The organism is Alienimonas californiensis, assembly GCF_007743815.1.
Classification (GTDB): Bacteria; Planctomycetota; Planctomycetia; order Planctomycetales; family Planctomycetaceae; genus Alienimonas; species Alienimonas californiensis.
Window position 1 is genome coordinate 4963132 of the sequence record NZ_CP036265.1, and the last position, 19071, is coordinate 4982202.

The window sequence follows — 19071 nt, forward strand, 5'->3', positions numbered from 1 at the left end:
GGACGAGCGAGGTTCAGCCGGCGGCCCGCAGTTCCTCGAACGCGTCCATGTCCAGCAGCACCTCGCGGGCCTGCGAGCCGTTGTGGCCGGAGAGGAAGCCGTCCTCGGCCATGTGGTCGATCATGCGGGCCGCCCGGCCGTAGCCGACGCCCAGCGCCCGTTGCAGCAGGCTGGTGGAGCCGCGGCCCTCGCGGACGACGCACTCGACGGCCTGAATGTACATGTCGTCCCGGTCGCTGCCGTGCAGGCCGCCGCCCTCGCCGCCGCCGCCGGGTCCGCCGCCGGTGGTGGCCTGTTCGATCGATTCGTCGTACTCCGGTTCGCAGTCGCCGAAGAAATCGATGACCCGGTCGATCTCCGCCCCGCCGACGTACGCGCCCTGGCTCCGCACCAGCGAACTGGTGCCCGGGGTCAGATACAGCATGTCGCCGTTGCCCAGCAGGCGCTCCGCGCCGGACTCGTCCAGCACGACGCGGCTGTCGGACTTCGAGGCGACCTGGAAGCTGATCCGGGCCGGCAGGTTCGATTTGATCAGGCCGGTGATGACGTCCACCGTCGGCTTCTGCGTGGCGAGCACAAGGTGGATGCCCACCGCCCGGCTCTTCTGAGCGAGTCGGATAATGTGCGACTCGACCTCTTTGCCGTTGGTCATCATCAGGTCCGCCATCTCGTCGGCGACGATGACGATATACGGCATCTTCTCGGTGAGGGCGTCGGCCTCCTCGTGCAGCTCGGACAGGCCCATCTTGTCGAGCTTCTGGGCCCGGGACATTGCGTTGAAGTCGGTCAGGTGCCGGACGCCGCAGCGGGCCAGCAGGTCGTAGCGCTCCTCCATCTTGTCGACGGCCCAGGCGAGCACCGCCTCCGCCTTCTTCATGTCCGTGATGACCGGGTGCATGAGGTGGGGAAGGGTCTTGTACGGGCTGAGTTCGACCATCTTCGGGTCGATCATCAGCATCTTGACCTCGTCCGGCGTGCGGGAGAGCAGCATCGACAGGATCAGCGTGTTCAGGCAGACCGACTTCCCGGTGCCGGTGCGGCCGGCGATGAGGAGGTGGGGCATCTTGGCGAGGTCCACCACCAGCGGGGCGCCGGAGACGTCCTTGCCGAGGAAGATGGGAATCGCCATCTCGTCGGCGCCCTGGGCAGTCTCGGCGATCTCCCGCAGGCGGACCATCACGCGGGTGTCGTTCGGGACCTCCACGCCGACGGTGTTCTTGCCGGGGATCGGGTTCACGATCCGCACCGCCGGCACCCGCAGGGCGACGGCCAGATCGTCCGCCAACGCGGCGACCTTATTCACCCGCAGGCCCTTTTCGAGTTCCAGCTCGAACTGGGTGACGACCGGACCGGTGTCGATCTCGGAGACCGTCACGTTCAGCCCGAAGTCGGAGAACGTCCGCTCCAGCGTTTCCGCAGCGGCCTGGGCCTTCGCCGCGAGTTCCTCGAACGGGAACGGCTCCGGCGGGGCGAGCAGATCCGTCGGCGGCAGAAGGTGCTTCCGCGTCCCGGCCGACTTCGCCGGCCCGGCGGGCAGGTTCACGCGGAAGGCCTTCTTCTCCTTCACCGGCACGCGTTTGGGCTCCGGTTCGGTCGGAACCGGGGCGGGCGCGGCCTTCGCCTGCGGCTTCGGGGGAGTGGGGATCTCGACGGGGTCCGCTTGCTTCTCCGCAACGACGGCGGCTTTGCGGGCGGCTTTCTCCGCCCGCTTGGCTTCACGTTCGGCGGCGCGCTGCGCGGCGGCGGCGCGGCGGTCGGCCTGCCAGCGGCTCACGCCGTCGCGGACTCCGTGGAACGCCCGGCCGGCGGCGGTGAAGGGGACCGCGGCGGCTCCTCCGGCGGTCGTGGCGACGGCGCCCATCACGGCCAGATCGCCCGCCAGCAGCAGACCGGCCGCCACCACCGCGGCCAACAGCACCCCGGCGCCCACCGCGGAGAAGTTGTCATTGAGAACCGCCGAGCAGCCCGCCCCCAGCAGCCCGCCGCCGCCGGTCGGCACGCCCACGTTCGCCCCCGGCAGCAACGCCGCCAGGCCGGCGCAGACGCCAAACAGCGTCAGCCCCCAGCCGACCAGCTTCAGCACCGGTTCGGCCGTCGCGTCCCGGGCGAACAACCGCAGGTCGACCCAGGCCAAGCGAATCCAGAACAGCCACGCCCCCAGCCCCAGCAGGTTGCGGAGGTGCCACGCCGCCCGGGCGCCGGCGGGGCCGCAGAGGTTCGTCGGCTCCTCGTGGGACGGCCAGACCGTTCCCCCGGCGAGGTCCGCGGGGTCGAAGCTGAACAGCGCCAGCCCGAGGAACGCGGTGACCGCCAGCAGGGCCAACGCGGCGAGGTCCTGGCCGAGGCGTTTGACGTCGATCACGGGTGATGCGGGGCGGGGGAACGGAACTTACGCGCCGCCAGCCCGGGGGCGCTGGAAAACCTAGCCCCCGGAAAGCTCGCATGCGGACCGTTCGCACCAAACCCGCGCCACCGCACCCCGGCACCGGCCGTCCCGTCCGGTTTGGCAAACCTTGCGGCCCCCCCGGCCAGCTCTTCCGGCCGGTTATGCCGGCCGGCCGGCGGCGACCCAAGCGTCGATCCAGTCGACCAGGTCGCCGGCGACGGCCGGCTTCGAGCCTTCCCAATGCATCACGACCTCCCCGCTCGGACCAATCAACTCCGCCGCGGTACGGTCGCCGCCGATGCTCGCCGGGCCGTTGAGCACGACGCGGTCGCACTGCTTGGCCCGCAGCTTTTGCAGGGCGTTCTCCCGCGGGTTGGCGGCTTCGAGGGCGAAGCCGATCACCCACCGCGGCGTCTGTCGCCCCTCCGCCTTCCGCTTCCCCAGGGCCGCGAGCACGTCGTCGGTTTGAATCAGTTCGACGGAGACCGGGGCTCCGTCCTTCTTGATTTTCCCCTCGACCCGCACGGCTGGGCGGTAGTCGCAGACCGCCGCCGCGGCGATTACGCCGTCGCAGCCTGCGAACGCCTCCTCGGAGGCCGCCCGCATCTGGGCGGTCGTCTCGACCGGCACGAACTCGCACCCCGGCGGCGGGGCGAGGCCGACGGGGCCGGAGACCAGCACGCATTCATGTCCCGCCGCGGCGAGGGCCGCAGCGACGGCGTAACCCATCTTTCCGCTGCTGGCGTTGGACAGATACCGCACGTCGTCCAGGTACTCCCGCGTCGGCCCGGCGGTGACGAGGACCCTCATTCCTCCTCCTCCCGTCCCCCAACCGGCGTCAGGGCGGCGGCGATCGCGGCGAACAGGGCCTCTGGTTCCGCCATGCGCCCGGCGCCGACGCGGCCGCAGCTCAGCCAGCCCTCGCCCGGCCCGACGAGGCCGTGGCCGTCCTCCCGCAGCGTGGCGACGTTCCGTTGGACCGAGGGCTTCTCCCACATCGCCGTGTTCATGGCGGGGGCGAACAGCGTGGGGCATTCACAGGTCAGCACGAGCGTGCTGAGCAGATCGTCCGCCAACCCCAGCGCCGCTTTGGCGAGGAAATGGGCCGTGGCGGGAGCGACGACGAACAGCTCCGACCGCTCCGCGAGCCCGATGTGCTCGCCGCGGGGGTGCTCCTTGGGGGCGTACATCTCGGTGTAGACGGGGCGGTTCGTCAGGGCCTCGAAGGTCGTGGCTCCGACGAAGCTGCCGGCCCCGCGGGTCATGACCACGGTCACGCCGGCGCCGGCCTGCACCAGTTTGCTGCACAGGTCGGCGGTCTTGTACGCCGCCACACCGCCGCACACGCCGAGCAGAATCTCGCGGCCGCGCATCGCCGGCCCTCTCCGAGCGGGAACGAAAGCGGGCGGTGCGAAACTCGCACCGCCCGCGGAAGAATCACCACAACCGAACCGATCGGTTCACAGATCGTCCAGCGAGGGACCGAGGTCCGCCACGCCCGGGCCGCCGTCACTTTTGGCCGGCTGGCGAACCTGCACCCGCTGGGAGGAATCGAGGTAGATCTTGTCGGTCAGAATCTCCTGCACGACGATCGCCATCGTGTCCTTCGTCTGCATCTCGACGAGGGGGCGGGCGCCGCGGTTGAGGGCGACCATCCGCTTCTGGATCAGCGTGGACAGTTTGAACCGCCCGCCAACCTTGTCCACGATCTCTTCCTGTTTGAACGCCTCGAGCATCGTGGGGGGGTGGCCTTACTGGGGGTTTTCGGAGGGGTGGGACGCCAGGATTTCGCACAGCCGCGCAACGGCCGCCGACAAGTCGTCATTATAGACACGAAAGCGGTAGCCGTCCGCCTCGGCGAGCTCCGACCGCGCGGTTTCGATGCGCTGGCGGATCTCCTCCTCGCCCTCCGTGCCGCGAGACCGCAGGCGCCGCTCGAACTCCGCTTCCGTGGAGGTGCTCAGGAAGACGGTGACGGCCTCGGGGTAGCGGGTCAACACCGTGCGGGCGCCGGCGACGTCGATTTCCAACAACGCCCACGACCCTGCGGCCGCGGCGGTCCCGATTTCGGACCACAGCGTGCCGTACCAGTACCCGCGACCGTGGACCTCGGCCGTTTCGAGGAACTCTCCGGCGTCACGCCGGCGGTGGAACTCTTCGTCCGGCAGGAAATGGTAGTCCTGCCCGTCGACCTCCCCGGACCGCGGCGGCCGGGTCGTCGCGGAGACGCAGCAGCGAACCGGCTCGGAGCACTCCGCACACAGCGCCCGCACGACGGTGCTTTTCCCGCTCCCGCTGGGGCCGGAGAGAATTAGAATCCGCACGCCGGCCGGGTTGTGCGCGTCGACCGTCGCAGAATCGGCGACGGCGTCGGACACGGGCGAAACTTGCGGAAGAGGGGCGGGGGGAGTGCCGGGCTATTCGAGATTCTGCAGGATTTCCCGCAGTTTTTCGACCGCCCCCTTCATCCCGACCACGGCTCCGGCGAGATCGGCGTCGTTCGCCTTGGAACCGACGGTGTTGATCTCCCGGTTGATTTCCTGCGTGAGGAAATCCAGCTTGCGGCCGGGGGCGTCTTCGGAGAGCGCCGCGCCGAAAGCGGTCAGGTGCGTGCGCAGCCGGACGATCTCCTCGGTGACGTCAGCCTTATCCGCGTAGACGATGACTTCCCGCGTCAGGTCGGCGGGGCTCATTTCGGCACCGGCCTCCGCCAGCAGGCCGCTAATCCGGGCGTGCAGCTTCGCGCGGAACTCCTCCGCCAGGCCGGGGGCGCGGGTTTCGATCTGGGCGAGGTGGGTGCGGAGCGTTTCGATCTGCCCCCGTAATTCCTCCGCCATCGCGGCGCCTTCGCGGTCGCGGAAGGCGTTGAGGGCGTCCAGCGCCTCCTCGGCGGCCCGCAGCAGGAGGGCGGCGTCCGCCGCCGGGTCGCCGGGTTCGGCGGACTCCTCCCGCACCACGCCCGGCAGGCGGAGGTAGGCGGAGAGGTTGGACGGGGCAGCGAGGCCGGTGGCGAGGGCGTAGGTCTCCGCATCGGCCCGGTAGCCGTCGAGCACGTCCGCCGCCAGGGTGAGCCGCCCGGCCCGGCCCGCCGTTTCGAGCCGCACGCCGATTGAAACGGCGCCGCGGTTCAGCCGCTTGCGGACGGCCGCCTCGATGCGGGGCTCAATCTCCGCGAAGCCGTCCGGCAGGCGCGTCTGCACCTTGAGGAAGCGGTTGTTGACGCTCCGCACCTCGACGGCGACGGAGGTGCCCCCCGCCGACGCGGCGGCGGCGCCGAATCCGGTCATGCTCCGCGGCACGGGGCTACTCGTTCGCCGGCAGGGCAGGGCCGGCGTCGCCGGCCGCAGCGCCGGCGTCGGCGCCGCCGAACGCCTCGTCGAAGGCTTCGTCGCTGTCCAGTTCCGCGTCCGTCGCGGCCGGGGCGGCGGCTTCGTCCCCGGAGGGAAGCACGGGCAGATCGTCCTCAACCTCCCCGTCCGCCGGAGCGAGGGTCGCGGCGCCGGCGCCCGGGCCTTCCTCGAAACGCTCGGCCGCGCCCTTCAACACGTAGATGTTGACGCAGGCCAACACAATCCAGGCGACGGCCAGGCCGACCGTGATCTTGGTGAACACGTCGCCGGCCCGGGTGCCCAGCGCGCTCTGCCCGCCGGCGCCGCCGAAGGCGCCGGCGAGGCCTCCGCCGCGGCCCCGCTGGAGCAGGATGATGAGGATCAGGACGACGCTCAGCCCGGCGAGGGCGAACATCATCAGGGCGGCGTAGGGGATGTCCATTGCCCCGGGGGCTTTCAAACAGACGAACGCGGTGGTGAAGGAACGGCGCCGGGCCGGCGCCGGCGGCCGAGTTCGGCCCAGGTCAGACCTGGGCGAAGGCCGCTTCGACGATCGGGAGGAAGTTCTCCGCGGACAGGCTCGCCCCGCCGACCAGCGCCCCGTCCACGTCGGGTTGGGCGAGCAGTTCGGCGGCGTTCGCCGGCTTGACGCTCCCACCGTATTGAATGCGCGTCGCCGCGGCTAGGTCGTCGCCCCACCCCTCGGCGAGCTTGCCGCGCAGAAAGGCGTGGGCCTCCTGAGCCATCTCCGGCGTGGCGGTCTTGCCGGTGCCGATCGCCCAAACCGGCTCGTAGGCCAGCACCAAGTCGTCGTTCCCGCCGACCCCGCCGGCCAACTGATCCGCGGCGAGCCCCTTCAGACCGCCGGAGAGCTGCCGGGCCAGCACCTCGTTCGTCTGACCGGCTTCCCGTTCCTCCAGCGTCTCGCCGACGCACAGGATCACGCCCAGCCCCGCGGCAAGCGCCGCGGTCACCTTCTTGTTGATGTCCTCGTCGGTCTCTCCGAGGATGTGGCGCCGCTCGGAGTGGCCGAGGATCACGTAATCCACGTCGAGGTCGGCCAGCATCTGCGGGGAGACCTCCCCGGTGAAGGCGCCCTCTTTTTCGTGGTAGCAGTTCTGGGCCCCGAGCATCACGGCGCTCTTGGCCAGTTCGTCGTCCACGCAGTCCAGGTAGGGCAGGGGCGGAGCGACGAGCACGTCGACCGCGTCCCGGCTGGTGGGCACCGCCTCCGCGATCGCACGGGCCAACTCGCAGCCGGAGGCCGCGGTGGTATTCATCTTCCAGTTACCGGCGACGAAGGGGCGACGCATGGGGGGGCTCCTCAGCAGTTCACGAGATTGGCGGGGTGGGAGTATGGCGAACCTTTCCGTGGGCGAAAGTCGGTCGACGTCCGATCTTCCGCCGCGGCGGCCCCGCCGTGTGAACCCGCGCCCGGGTCTCACGGTCCGGGGCGTAGATCGTCACCCCGAACGACGCCCCGACCGCGGCGACCCGCCGCACGGTCTCCGCCGACAGCGGCGTCTGCCAGCAGAAAGGCCGCCAGCGGGCGTTGAACCCCATATCGAACGCCCGCAATTCGCAGCGGCCCCAGTCGATCCGCAAATCCGACGGCAGCGCCTCGATCACATCGAGAAGAAGCCGGAGCGACGTCTCCGGATCTCGGGGCGTCCCCTCGTCCTCGCACTCGCGTTCCAAGATCGCCTGCCATCGACCGGGCCGCACCTCGGTGCAGTGCAGTGCGTACATTCCACCGGCAACCAGTCCCTCACAGAGCGGTCGCAGATCGAAGTCCGCGTGCAGGTCGAGGTCCGTTTGTTGATACGGCCTCGTCGGAAGGGGCGGGTTCATACCGCCTCCCGCACCCGCGGGTAGCTGCCCAGCACGGAGACTGACTTGGCCACCCGGCCCAGCGACCGCAGGCAGGCGGCGACGGGCGGGTCGGCGGCGTGGCCGTCGCAGTCGAGGAAGAAGAGGTAGCCGGGCTCCCCACCTGGCAGGGGGAAGGATTCGATGAGCGACAGGTTGATCTCGTGCCGGGCGAAGACAGCAAGGGCGTCCGCCAGCGAACCGGGTTCGTGCGGGATGCGGAGCAGCAGGGCGGTTCGGTCGTCGCCGGTTGGCTCAGCGGGTTCGGTTCCCAGCACGGCGAAACGGGTCACGTTGCGGGGGTTGTCCTCGATCTGGGAGGCGAGGACCGTCAGCCCGTGCTCCACGGCGAGGCGTTCCCCGCCGACGGCCGCGGCGCCAGGTTCGGTCTTCGCCCGGGCGGCGGCGGCGGCGGTGCTGGACTCCGGCAGGATCTCCGCCCCCGGCAGGTTCTCCGCCAGCCACCCGCGGCACTGCGAGAGCGCCTGCGGTTTCGAATAGACCCGCTTCACCGCCGATCGCGGGCCGGCGCTCATCAGATGGTGGTGAATCGGCAGCGGCACCTCCCCGCAGATCACGACCGGGGAGGAGTCGGCCTCGGCGAGACGGGCGAAGGCGGCGAGGGTGTCCACCACGCGGCCGTCCGTACTGTTCTCGACCGGCACCAGGCCGAACGCGGTCTCGCCGCGGGTGACCGCGTCGAACGTCGCCCCGATCGAGGCCACCGGGCAGAGGTCCGCCGTCTCCCCAAACCTCAGGGCCGCCGCCCGATGGGAGAAACTGTGCTCCGGCCCCAAATACGCCACCCGTACGGGGGCGAGGCGGTTCCGCTCCGCAGCGAGCAGTTCACGACCGATCGTCCGCAGTACATCGTCCGGCAACCGACCCGGATTCCCGGCGACCAGCGCGGCGACCGCCGCGTCGTCCGCCTCCGCCGCCCACGCGGAGAGGGAGCGGGCCAACTCGGCAGGGGTCGGGGCGTGAGAATCCATGCCGGCAGTCTCCCGCCGCGGCCCCTCCCGCTCAACGCCGCGGACTGCCAATCCGGCACACGCCCCGGGGGAAACGCTTTCCCCGCAAGAGGATCCGCGCTTTGGCGCTGCGGTTGCTATGGAGTGTCCGGCGACCGTTCGGCCCGCCGGCCGGCCGCGTATCACTCACTCCACGTTCCTATCGAAAGTATTTCATGGCCGCTTCCGGCGAAAAGATTATCGGCATCGACCTGGGCACGACGAACTCCGTCGTCGCCGTCCTCGAGGGCGGCGAAGCCAAGGTGATCGAGAACCAGGAGGGCGCCCGCACGACGCCCTCCGTCGTCGCCTTCACAGAAAAGGGCGAGACCTACGTCGGCGAGCCCGCCAAGCGGCAGGCCGTCACCAACCCGAAGTCCACCATCTACTCCGTCAAGCGCTTCATGGGGCGCCGGCACAATGAGGTGAAAGCGGAGGAGAAGGCCGTCTCCTACGAGGTGACCGGCGCCGACGACGACTACGTGAAGATCAAGGCCGGCGGCAAGGAGATGACCCCGCCGGAAGTCTCCGCGGTGGTGCTGCGCAAGCTGAAGGAAGCCGCCCAGAACTACCTCGGGCACAAGGTCAACAAGGCGGTCATCACCGTCCCGGCCTACTTCAACGACGCCCAGCGGCAGGCCACCAAGGACGCCGGCCAACTCGCCGGCCTTGAAGTAGCCCGGATCATCAACGAGCCGACCGCCGCGGCCCTCGCCTACGGGTTGGACAAGAAGGCCGACGAAAAGATCGTCGTGTTCGACCTCGGCGGCGGGACGTTCGACGTCTCCGTGCTGGAGGTCGGCGACGACGTGGTCGAGGTGCTCGCCACCAACGGCGACACCCACCTCGGCGGCGACGACTTCGACGAACTGCTCATCGGCCACATCGCCGGGGCGTTCCAGAAGAACGAGGGCATTGATCTCCGCAAGGACCCGATGGCCCTCCAGCGGCTCCGCGAAGCGGCGGAGAAGGCCAAGAAGGAGCTGTCCAGCGCCTCCTCGACCGACATCAACCTGCCGTTCATCACCGCGGACGCCTCCGGCGCCAAGCACCTTCAGCAGACGATCACCCGGGCGGACTTCGAGCGCCTGATCGACCCGCTGATCGACCGCCTGAAGGGCCCGGTGCAGAACGCGCTGAAGGACGCCGGGCTGTCCAAGAAGGACATCGACGAGGTGGTGCTCGTCGGCGGCTCCACCCGCGTGCCGGCCGTGCACGCCCTGGTGAAGGAGCTGTTCGGCAAGGAGCCCAACAAGGGCGTGAACCCGGACGAGGTGGTCGCCCTCGGCGCCGCCACGCAGGGCGGCATCCTCACCGGCGACGTCGAAAGCGTCACCCTGCTGGACGTGACCCCGCTCTCCCTCGGCATCGAGACCGAGGGCGGCGTGATGACGGTGCTGGTCGAGCGCAACACGACCATCCCGGCGACCAAGAAGGAGACCTTCTCCACCGCGGCAGACAATCAGCCGGCCGTCACGGTGCGGGTCTTCCAGGGCGAACGGCCGATGGCGGAGGACAACCGCCTGCTGGATCAGTTCACCCTCGACGGCATCCCGCCGGCCCCCCGCGGCATGCCGCAGGTGGAGGTCACCTTCGACCTCGACGTGAACGGCATCCTGAACGTCTCCGCCAAGGATAAGGCGACGGGCAAGGAGCAGAATGTCAAGATCGAGCAGTCCGGCGGCCTGTCCGAGGACGAGATCAAGGCGAAGCTGAAAGAGGCCGAGGCCAACGCCGACGCCGACAAGCAGCGTCGCAAGCTCGCCGAGGCGAAGAACCAGGCGAACACGGTCGCCTTCCAGGCCGAGAAGCTGCTCACCGAGCAGGGCGATAAGCTGGACGAGTCGGCGAAGACCGCGTTGCAGGGCCCGATCGACAAGGTGAAGTCCGCCGCCGAGGGGGACGACGCCGGGGCGATCGAGTCCGCGATCAACGACCTCAACACCGCGATGCAGGCGTTCGCCTCTCAGTTGCAGAGCGCCGACGCCGGCGATCAGGCCGCGCCGGACGCGTCTGGCGACGGATCGGCCGCCGCGGACGAAGACGTGATCGACGCGGAGTTCGAAACGAAGAGCTGAGGCCAAAGCGAGCGGGGGGCGTCAGCCCCCCGTGTTTTCTTTCGCTCCCAAAACGAAACGACCCGGACGCTGCGAGAGCGTCCGGGTCGTTTCATATGTCGCGGAAGCGTTCTCAGGACGCAGAGCGTCCGGCCGCTCCGCGGCCCCGGCGTCCCGACGCCGAGCGTCGGGACGAGAGCGAACGAATCAGGCGGAGACCCGCGTGAACGGTTCGTCAAAGGTCTCGCGGGGCACGAAGGGGCTGATGCGGCGCGCCTTGGCGAAGATTTCGTCCTTCTCCTCCGCGCTGTTGGCGGCGACGTACTTCACGCGCAGCTTCTTCAGCTTGATCTTGCGATGCCGGCGGCGGGCCAGCTCTTTTTGCCGCTCGGGTTTGGGCATACCGGGTCTTCGGACGTTGAACGAGGTGGCGGCGAGAAGCCGCGGGGGAATGCGGGGGGCACGCGCGGGGGCGCGGGGTCGGGCAGGGTAGCCGCCGCGGCCCGCCGCGACAACGGCCGGGCCGGTCCCCGTTGACGGCGACGACGGTTTTCGCCTACGCCCGCCCGATGCCCCGCGCCCTCCCCGCCGCCGTTCTGCTCTTCGCGGGTCTGTTGTTCGCGGGACCGCGGGGCGCCGCCGCGGAGATCACCACGGAGCAGCTCCACGAGCACAGCGCCCTGGCCAGGGCGTTGAACGCCCGCGTCCATCCGCCCGCCCCGCCCTCGGGCGTCCGGCTGCCGCCGCTCGATTCCCCGGTCCCCGCCGGCGCGGCAGCCCCGCCGGCGCCCCCGGAACCGTCCTGGCTGAAAATGCTCTCGCCGCGGTCGGCGCAGGGGCAGGTCACGCAGGTGGTCGGCGACGGACTGTCGTTCGCGGAGGTCTCCCTGCAGAGCACGCACGGCCTACGGGGCGTCCCTCCGTACGTCACCGTCACGCCGGCTCTCAGCGTGCTGGCCGTCGACGACCCTGACCTCGCCGATTTCCCCCCGCCGGGGCCTGATCTGCCCTCACGGCTTTGGGGGGCGAGCGCCGGCTTCACCGCGATCATGCCGCTCTCGGAGCAGTGGATCGTGCAGGCCGGGGTCTCGCCGGGCTTCTACTCCGACCTCGACAACACCTCCGGCGACGCCTTCCGCATGCCGGGGCAGGCGGTGGGCATCTACACCTACTCCCCGCAAACGCAGTTCACCGTGGGCGTGGTGTTTCTGGATCGCGAAGACCTCTCCTGGCTGCCGGCACTCGGCGTGATCCACCGTCCGAACGCCCGCACGACCTACGAGTTCATCCTGCCCCGACCGCGGATCGTGCAGCAGCTCTCCGGCTGCGATCCGCAAACCGGGTGCTTCGGCTACCTCGCCGGCGAACTCGGCGGCGGCAGCTGGGCGATCGAGAGGGACGCCCGCCCCGGCGTGCCGACGGACGACGTGGCGACGATCTCCGACCTCCGGCTGCTCGCCGGGGTGGAGTTGAAGCGGGAGGGCCGCGTCGGCTTCCTCGCCGAAACCGGCTGGGTGTTCAGCCGGGAAGTGGAATACGAGAGCGGCATCGGCGACGCGGAGTTCGGCGACGCCTGGCTGCTGCGCTTCGGCCTGCGAAAGTGAGTCGGCGACCGCTCGCGACGCTGCTCTGCTGCCTGCCGCTCGTCGGCTGCGCCGCCATGATGGACGGCGGTTCGCTGACGCTGAGCTGGCGACTTGAAACTCTCGATGCAGCGCGGGTCGCCACGTCGCTCCGCCTCGTCACGGACAGTGGCACTAGGCTGGTCGACGATCCGGCGGCGATCGACCGTCTGCTGGCGATCTGCTCAGGCCGCCGGTGGAAGTCCTGGGACACAACCATGCCAGGCTTCTCTCCCCGACAGGAAATTATCCTCCTGGACGGCGACCAGACACTGAAGCACTTCTCCCTCTGGGGTTGTGCGCTTTGGACGAGCGACGGTCTCAGCAAGCCGCGGTTCACCCCGCTTGGGGCAGAAGACCGGCAGTGGGTCGAGTGCTTGTTCTTCCCGGTCTCGATGAACGCCGGCTGCCCGGAAGACGGCATCACACCGTGACCCAGCCGGCGCCGTCGCTGCTGGCGAGGACGGCGTCGGCGATCTGCTGGGCCCGCACGCCGTGGTGGAAGTCCGGCAAGGCCGGCCGACCCTGGACGATGGCGCTGACGAACTCCGTCACCAGGTCGTAGCGGAACACGGTGCTCGGTTTACCCGCGTGGGGGTCCCGGGGGCTGTCCGGGTGCTTCAGAAATTCCTCAGGCACGGCCACGTGCTCCAAGTCTTTCCCGCCGGTCCCCACCAGCACCTTGGACGGGTCGGTCAGTTGGTAAGCGGCGGAGCCGGTGGAGCCGTTCACCTCGGCCCACTCGTAGCCGACGCCGTCATTGTGGTGGCCCTTCATCAAAACGCTGCCCTCCCACACGCCGGTGCCGCCGGCCTTGAAGCGGCCAATGAGGGAGCTCCAGTCGTCCACCTCGCTGGGCGCGACCGGGGAACCGTCGGGCCCGACGGTTCGTTCCTTGAACCGGGCGACCGATCCGCAGACGGACGCCAGCTTGCCCATCAGGTCCTCGGCGAAGTCGATCCGGTGGATCGTCATGTCGTACAAATCGCCGGCCCCGGCGGTCTTCTTGTACTGCCGCCAGCCCCACGACTTTTCGCCCCAGTCCAGCCAGCGCTGGCTGCGGAAGTGATAGGGCGTGCCAAGCGCCCCGGTCTCCGTGAGGTGCTTGACGTACCGCATGCTGGGGGCGAAGCGGTAGGTGAAGGCCGTCATGTGCACGACCCCGGCGGCGTCCGCGGCGGCGGCCATCGCGGCGGCGTCCTCGGCGGTTAAGGCCAGCGGCTTCTCGCACATCACGTGCTTGCCGGCGGCGCAGAGGGCCTCCGTGATCTCGCGGTGCGTGAAGTTCGGCGTGGCCACGACCGCCGCGTCGACGTTCGGGTCGTCGCAGACGGCCTGGTAGTCCGTCACATAGCTGGCGTCCCCCCACTCACCCCGCCGTTGCTCCAGCAGGGCGGGGTTTGGGTCGCAAACCGCCGCGAGTTCGCAGCGGGGATCAAGGTCGATCGCCGGCTTGTGGTGGAAGTCAGAAACCTGGCCGGCCCCGATCAGGGCGATGCGGATTTTCGAGGACATGCGGGGAGGCTACAAAACGAACGCGAGGGCGTCCTCCGTCGTCCTGACTCGACCGTCGAGCTGCGCGTCGTACGCCCGATCCAACAGCGCCTTGAACTCCGGCCCCGGCCGCATCCCCGCGGCGATGAGGTCCGCCCCGGTCAGCAGCGGGGCGGGGGCCAGTTCCTCCCGGGCGTGAGCGGCGAGGTACGCGGCGGCGGCGTCCGCATCGACCGTCGGCCGCCCGTCCGCCCGTCGCAGCGCGGCGGTGAGGGCGATCAGGTCGGCCGCGTGATCCCGGGCCAGCAACCGCTTTTTGCGGTGCGGGGGGAGTGCGTCGAATCCGTCGAGGGCCGTCGCGTCCGCCAGCAGATCGCCGGCCCGCTGGGCCTCGTCGTTCGACAGCCGCCAGGCCGCCGCGGTCTTTCGCACCGACCCGACCTCGATCAGCAGCGCGGCCAGCCCCAGCGGGAAGGGGACTGGCTCCGCTCCCAATGCGTCCAACACGGCGACGGTGCGTTCCCGCCGCTCCGCGGGTAGGGCGTCCACCGCGGGGGCCACGGGCCCCAGCAGCGCCACCTCCTCTAACAGCCGCACGCCCGCGGCCCGCTGCGGGTCGGCGAGGATTCGCCGCATCTCCGCCCCGATCCGCTCGCCGCTCACCGACGGCAAACCGTCAGCCTCGGATCGCACCGCGTCCGCCGTGGACGGGTCCAGCGTGAACTTCAGCGTGGCCGCGAACCGCACGGCCCGCAGCAGGCGGAGTTTGTCCTCCCGCATCCGCTCCGCCGGATCGCCAATCGCCCGCAACACGCCGGCTTTAAGATCCGCGGCCCCGGCGACGTAGTCAATCACCCCCCCCGTCGCCGGGTTTTCGAAGAGCCCGTTGATCGTGAAGTCGCGGCGCTGGGCATCCGCCTCGGGCGTGCTGAACCGCACGGCGTCGGGCCGGCGGCCGTCGGCGTAGCCGGTCTCTTCCCGAAAGGTGGCGACCTCGACCTGCTGGGCGCCGGGAAACCGCTGGCGGTCCGGCAGGACGACGATCACGCCGAAGCTCTCGCCCACCGCCAGCGTTCGCCGGCGCCCGAACAGTTTACGGACCGCCGCCGGCGGGGCGTCGGTGGCGACGTCGTAATCCTTCGGCGCCTTCCCGAGCAGCCGGTCTCGCACGCAGCCGCCGGCGAACAGGGCGACGTGCCCCGCGCGCGACAGTTCCCCCGCGACGTGAACGGCGAAGTCTCGATTCGGGTCGGCGGGGCGGTCGGTCACCGCCCCAGCGGACCCGAGGCGGTCTGGCGACGCAATCCTCCGTGCGCGAAGGTTCCGCGGGGCGAGGGTTCCTTGGGGGCGACGGGTTTCCGCCGCGCGCTACGGTTCCTCGCCCCCCCCGGCTGCGCGACCGACTGTGCGAACCTTCGAGCGCGACGGTTCCGCGATGACTGAACCCCCGCCTCCCACGGTTCCCGATCACGACCCCCTCCCTCCCGGGCGTTGCGCCCCCCGGTTCCACGCGTGAATCCATCGCGCGCGACGGTTCCCCGTCTCCGGTGGAGCCGATCACGATGGGTCTGCCGGCGGAAACCGCAGCGCGCGGAGGATTCGCGACGAACAGATTCGCGGAACCGCGATCCGGGGACGGTCCGTCCGAGTCCGCATCCTCCGGCGCCGACGGTTCCACGCCGTCATCAGATCGATCTGACGACGTCCGACTGCCCGACGGAACCGGCACGGAGCGTCGCAATCTCGCGACGCTCGCCGCTTACACCGTCGCCCTGCGGGTGAGCTGGATCTTTAAAACGGAAAGCGTGGTGATGCCGGCGCTGCTGGACACGCTGACCGCGCCGCTGGTGGGGGTCGGGGGAACCGGCGGCGCCGGGTGGGTGCAGGGGTTTTTGCCGCTGCTGAACCGGGCCGGGCAGAGCGTCCCGCCGATGCTGTACGCGGACAGCCTCCGCGACCGTCCGGTGAAGAAGTGGAGCGTCTGGGCGACGACGCTGGGCATGGCTCTCCCGTTCGCCCTCTTGGCCGTGCTGCTCTGGACGCTCCGCGAACGCTTCGCCGGCACGGCCGCGGTGGCGGGGTTCCTGGCGCTCTACGGGCTGTTTTTCGCAGCGACCGGGCTGAACCAGTTGGGGTTCAGCACTCTGCAGGCGAAGCTCATCCCGCCGGCACGCCGGGGGCGGCTGATCGCGGCGGGCGGGGTGCTGGGGTCGTTCGCGGCGGTGACGGTCGCCTACGGGTTTCTCGCTGGCTGGCGGGCGGAGGGCCCGGCGAGCTTTGCCGCCCCCTTCGCCGCGACCGCCGCGGGAATGCTGCTCAGTTCCGCGCTCGTGCTGTTCGTGCGGGAGGCGCCGGACGAACCGGCCGGGAACCGTGGGAGCCGACGGTTCTCCGTGCGAGGCCAGGCCCGCGACGCCGCGGCCGTGCTCCGTTCCGACGGAAACTTCCGCAGAATCGCCGCGGTCGCCAGCCTGTTCGTGACCGCGCAACTCGTCTTCCCGCACTACATCGTGTTGGCCCGCGAGTCCCACGGGGCGGGAAGCCTGCCGTTGATTCTGTTCGTCGCGGCCCAGAACGTGGGGGCGGGGCTGTTCAGCGTGGCGGTGGGATGGGTCGCGGACCGCCGCGGCAACCGACTGGCGGTGCGGGGTTGCCTGATCGGACTCGCGGCCCTACCGCCGCTGGCGTTGGTTTTGGCCCGGCAGGAGGACCCCCGCCTGCTGGCCGCGCTGTTTTTTCTGCTGGGACTCACGCCGGTGGCCTTCAAGGCGGTGACCAACTGGACGCTGGAACTGACCGAGCCGGAGAACCATCCTCGGTACGTCAGCACGCTGAAGCTGTGCATGGCGGCGCCGTTCCTGCTGGCGGTGCCCGTGGGGGCGTTGGTGGACGTCGCCGGTCACGGCCCGGCGTTCCTCGGCGTGTCGGCGCTGGTGGCGGCGGGGTGCGGATTGACGTGGCTGGCGCCGGAACCGCGAAGCTTCTTCACGGAACCGTCCCCGAAACGCAGTTGAACCGGGGGAAAACGGGGGCGAAGATGCGGAGCGCCCCACAGCGGGGCCGCCCGCCGGTCGGGCGCCGTCCGATCGCAGGGAGGTCCGCGTTCGCCCCTGTCGCCGCATGACCGCCCCGACGCCGCCCGCCGACCTGCCCCCCACGGTCGACGCCCCCGCGCCGGAACCGGATCCGACCCCGGACGACGACGCCTACGCCGCGGCGGGGGCAACCCAGGAGAGCGACGCGGTCGATCGGGCGTCCCAGCGGACGCGCATTTCCGACGCCACGGCCGAGGCGAATCGCGAAATTCCTGAACCCGACGGCGCCCCGGCGAAGTCGCGGCGGCTGGGGCCGTTCACGATGGGCCGCCGTCTGGGCGTCGGTGGGATGGGCGTGGTTTACGCGGCCCAGTACACCGAAGGCGACGGCCGCCCGGTCGCCGTCAAGGTGCTCACCCCCTCGCTGGCGGCGGACCCGAAGGTCCGCAAGCGGTTCAACCGCGAGATGGAGATCTTCAAGAAGCTCCGTCACCCGCACATTGTCCGCTACTTCGGCGGCGGGCAGACCGGCGGGAAGCTGTTCTACGCCATGGAGTTGCTGACCGGCGGCAGCCTGGAGGACACCCTGCGGGAGGCCGGCCCCGTCGACTGGCGCCGGGCCGTCGATCTGGCGGCCCAGACCGCGGACGCCCTGCAGCACGCGCACTCCCGCGGGGTGATCCACCGGGACCTCAAGCCGGCGAACCTGTTCATCGACGCTCGGGGGAACCTGAAACTGGGCGACTTCGGCATCGCCCGGGACGCGAACGCCACCGCCCTTACCGCCGCCGGCCGCACCGTGGGCACCTACGCCTACATGGCGCCGGAGCAGATCAGCGCCGCCCGGGAAGTCGGTCCGAAGACGGACCTGTACGCCCTCGGCTGCGTGCTGCACGAGATGCTGACCGGCAAGCCGCCCTTCGCGGCGCAGAACCCGGCCAAATTGCTGCACTGTCACATGACGGAGCCGCCCCCGCGGGTCCGCAGCCCGGACTGCCCCCGCTGGCTGGCGGATCTGGTCGACTCGATGCTCGCCAAGGACCCGGCGGACCGGCCGTTCGACGCCCTCGCCGTGCGGGAGTTATTGCGGGAACGGGCCGAACAGGAGGCCAACCGCAGCGTGATCGGCCGCACCGCCGCCGCGGAGGTCACGGTTCCCGGGGCGACGGTCGCGGAGGTCCGCAAGAACCGCGACTTCGCCCGCAAACTGCTGGGCCGCAAGAAGAAGCGGAAGAAAGGCCCCGCCGTCCCGGTGTACGAGCGGTCCTGGTTCCTCGCTCTGCTGCTGCTGGCGATCGCCGGCGGGGTCGCGTGGGCGGTTTGGCCGGCGGGGGAGGAGGAGCTGTATCGAAACGCCGCGCAGCTGATGGCCAGCGAGGACGTCAACGACTGGCGCACCGCCCGCGAGGAGTACATCGATCCGCTGCGGGCCCGTTTCCCGGAGTCGAAGCACGAGCCGGAGCTCGCCGCCTGGATCGACCGGATCGAGGTGGACATCCTCCGTCGGCAGATCCGCACGCAGATGGCGAATCCGTTCTTCAACGCCCGGAACGAGCTGGAAAGGCAGTACCAAGAGGTCGAACGCCTCGCCGATTTCGGCGACTACTGGGGCGCCGCCGACCAGGTGGATCTGCTGCTCGATCTGCTCAAGGACAACGCCTGGACGAAGCGGGAGGAGATCGGCCCGGAGAACGCCCGGTATTACCGGCTGTTGCTCGAACAGCGGGCCGGGGAACTGGAGGAGGAGTTGAAGGACGACACGCTGGGCCGGCAGCAGTTCGTGGCCGACGCCCTGCGGGCTGCGGAACGCGCCTACGCCGACGGGCGGGCCCCGGAGGCCCGGCAGAAGTGGAACGGCGTCATTGAACTCTACGAATCGACGCCGGACTTGGCGCCGCTGGTCGACTGGGCACGCGCCCGACTGGAGGGCGAATCCCCGCCGCCGCCGGCGTTCCTCAACGAACCCCCGCCCGAAATCGCCCCGGAGGAACCCGAGACGCCTCCCGCCGACGACGACGCCGCTTTGGAGCCCGCCGCGGCCGCCGAGTCGGCAGGGTAGCGCCGCCTCGTCCGCCCGCCCGGGGCAGGGAACCGAACGCTACAAAAACAGCCGCCCGAGCGACGAGTCGCTCGGGCGGCTGCGGAAGAGGTGGTGGGCGGATTCGAACCGCCGAATGATGGATTTGCAATCCATTGCCTTAGACCACTTGGCTACACCACCTTTTGGTCTGACTGGCCGGGCGAACCGGCTGTGCCTGTTGTATCGGAC

At 70.3% G+C, this 19071-nt stretch carries 18 protein-coding genes and 1 tRNA gene; 5 read left to right on the forward strand and 14 right to left on the reverse strand.

The annotated features are described in order from the left end of the window. Positions 1-13: 13 nt before the first annotated feature. The 10 genes from CA12_RS19690 to pheA form a co-directional block, all read right to left on the reverse strand. Positions 14-2362, reverse strand: a complete 2349-nt coding sequence (locus CA12_RS19690; RefSeq protein ID WP_145360841.1) for an FtsK/SpoIIIE family DNA translocase — start codon at positions 2360-2362, stop codon at positions 14-16. Between the two features lie 183 nt (positions 2363-2545). Then, positions 2546-3196: a phosphopantothenoylcysteine decarboxylase domain-containing protein gene (locus CA12_RS19695; protein WP_145360842.1), complete on the reverse strand. Its 651-nt coding sequence runs from the start codon at positions 3194-3196 to the stop codon at positions 2546-2548. After that, positions 3193-3759, reverse strand: a complete 567-nt coding sequence (locus CA12_RS19700; RefSeq protein WP_145360843.1) for a flavoprotein — start codon at positions 3757-3759, stop codon at positions 3193-3195. The genes CA12_RS19695 and CA12_RS19700 overlap by 4 nt, the downstream gene beginning before the upstream one ends. 87 nt (positions 3760-3846) lie before the next feature. Next, positions 3847-4122 carry a DNA-directed RNA polymerase subunit omega gene (locus CA12_RS19705; protein WP_145360844.1) on the reverse strand — a complete coding sequence of 92 codons (276 nt, stop codon included), beginning with the start codon at positions 4120-4122 and terminating at the stop codon, positions 3847-3849. Positions 4123-4137: 15 nt separating this feature from the next. Beyond that, positions 4138-4764: a guanylate kinase gene (gene gmk / locus CA12_RS19710; protein ID WP_242688041.1), complete on the reverse strand. Its 627-nt coding sequence runs from the start codon at positions 4762-4764 to the stop codon at positions 4138-4140. A gap of 39 nt (positions 4765-4803) precedes the next feature. Further along, positions 4804-5673 (reverse strand): YicC/YloC family endoribonuclease, encoded by an 870-nt coding sequence (locus CA12_RS19715; protein WP_145360845.1) that lies wholly within the window; start codon positions 5671-5673, stop codon positions 4804-4806. Positions 5674-5689: 16 nt separating this feature from the next. After that, positions 5690-6157, reverse strand: coding sequence for a preprotein translocase subunit SecG (gene secG / locus CA12_RS19720; protein ID WP_207622051.1), 468 nt, complete (start codon positions 6155-6157; stop codon positions 5690-5692). An 82-nt stretch (positions 6158-6239) separates the two neighbouring features. After that, the gene (gene tpiA / locus CA12_RS19725; protein WP_145360846.1) at positions 6240-7028 is read right to left on the reverse strand and encodes a triose-phosphate isomerase; all 789 of its coding nucleotides are present in this window, start codon (positions 7026-7028) and stop codon (positions 6240-6242) included. Positions 7029-7047: 19 nt separating this feature from the next. Beyond that, entirely contained in the window at positions 7048-7566 is a 519-nt protein-coding gene (locus CA12_RS19730) for an HAD family hydrolase (RefSeq protein WP_145360847.1), read from the reverse strand. Beyond that, positions 7563-8576 carry a prephenate dehydratase gene (pheA, locus tag CA12_RS19735; protein WP_145360848.1) on the reverse strand — a complete coding sequence of 338 codons (1014 nt, stop codon included), beginning with the start codon at positions 8574-8576 and terminating at the stop codon, positions 7563-7565. Before pheA ends, CA12_RS19730 begins: the two co-directional genes overlap by 4 nt. A 194-nt stretch (positions 8577-8770) precedes the next feature. On the opposite strand from pheA, the gene dnaK reads away from it, so the two are divergent. Further along, positions 8771-10672: a molecular chaperone DnaK gene (gene dnaK / locus CA12_RS19740; RefSeq protein WP_145360849.1), complete on the forward strand. Its 1902-nt coding sequence runs from the start codon at positions 8771-8773 to the stop codon at positions 10670-10672. A gap of 186 nt (positions 10673-10858) precedes the next feature. Here the strand turns inward: dnaK and CA12_RS19745 are convergent, their stop codons facing one another. Continuing rightward, positions 10859-11053, reverse strand: coding sequence for a DUF6800 family protein (locus CA12_RS19745; RefSeq protein ID WP_145360850.1), 195 nt, complete (start codon positions 11051-11053; stop codon positions 10859-10861). Positions 11054-11220: 167 nt separating this feature from the next. Here CA12_RS19745 and CA12_RS19750 point away from each other — a divergent pair, with 167 nt between their 5' ends. Continuing rightward, entirely contained in the window at positions 11221-12255 is a 1035-nt protein-coding gene (locus tag CA12_RS19750) for a DUF6268 family outer membrane beta-barrel protein (protein ID WP_145360851.1), read from the forward strand. Then, positions 12252-12707 carry a hypothetical protein gene (locus tag CA12_RS19755; protein WP_145360852.1) on the forward strand — a complete coding sequence of 152 codons (456 nt, stop codon included), beginning with the start codon at positions 12252-12254 and terminating at the stop codon, positions 12705-12707. Before CA12_RS19750 ends, CA12_RS19755 begins: the two co-directional genes overlap by 4 nt. On the opposite strand, the gene CA12_RS19760 is transcribed toward CA12_RS19755, so the two are convergent. Both CA12_RS19760 and CA12_RS19765 read right to left on the reverse strand, forming a co-directional pair. Continuing rightward, the gene (locus tag CA12_RS19760) at positions 12697-13788 is read right to left on the reverse strand and encodes a Gfo/Idh/MocA family protein (protein ID WP_145360853.1); all 1092 of its coding nucleotides are present in this window, start codon (positions 13786-13788) and stop codon (positions 12697-12699) included. The genes CA12_RS19755 and CA12_RS19760 overlap by 11 nt on opposite strands. Before the next feature lie 9 nt (positions 13789-13797). Beyond that, positions 13798-15036, reverse strand: a complete 1239-nt coding sequence (locus CA12_RS19765) for a CCA tRNA nucleotidyltransferase (RefSeq protein ID WP_145360854.1) — start codon at positions 15034-15036, stop codon at positions 13798-13800. 509 nt (positions 15037-15545) lie between these two features. Between CA12_RS19765 and CA12_RS19770 the strand changes: the two genes are divergently transcribed. Further along, on the forward strand, positions 15546-16781 hold the full coding sequence (locus CA12_RS19770) for an MFS transporter (protein ID WP_165700880.1): 1236 nt from the start codon (positions 15546-15548) through the stop codon (positions 16779-16781). A 106-nt stretch (positions 16782-16887) separates the two neighbouring features. Continuing rightward, a complete protein-coding gene (locus CA12_RS19775; RefSeq protein WP_145360856.1) occupies positions 16888-18861 on the forward strand; it encodes a serine/threonine-protein kinase in 1974 nt (657 codons plus the stop codon). A gap of 88 nt (positions 18862-18949) precedes the next feature. Here the strand turns inward: CA12_RS19775 and CA12_RS19780 are convergent. Then, positions 18950-19023 (reverse strand) — tRNA-Cys (locus CA12_RS19780). Positions 19024-19071 lie beyond the last annotated feature (48 nt).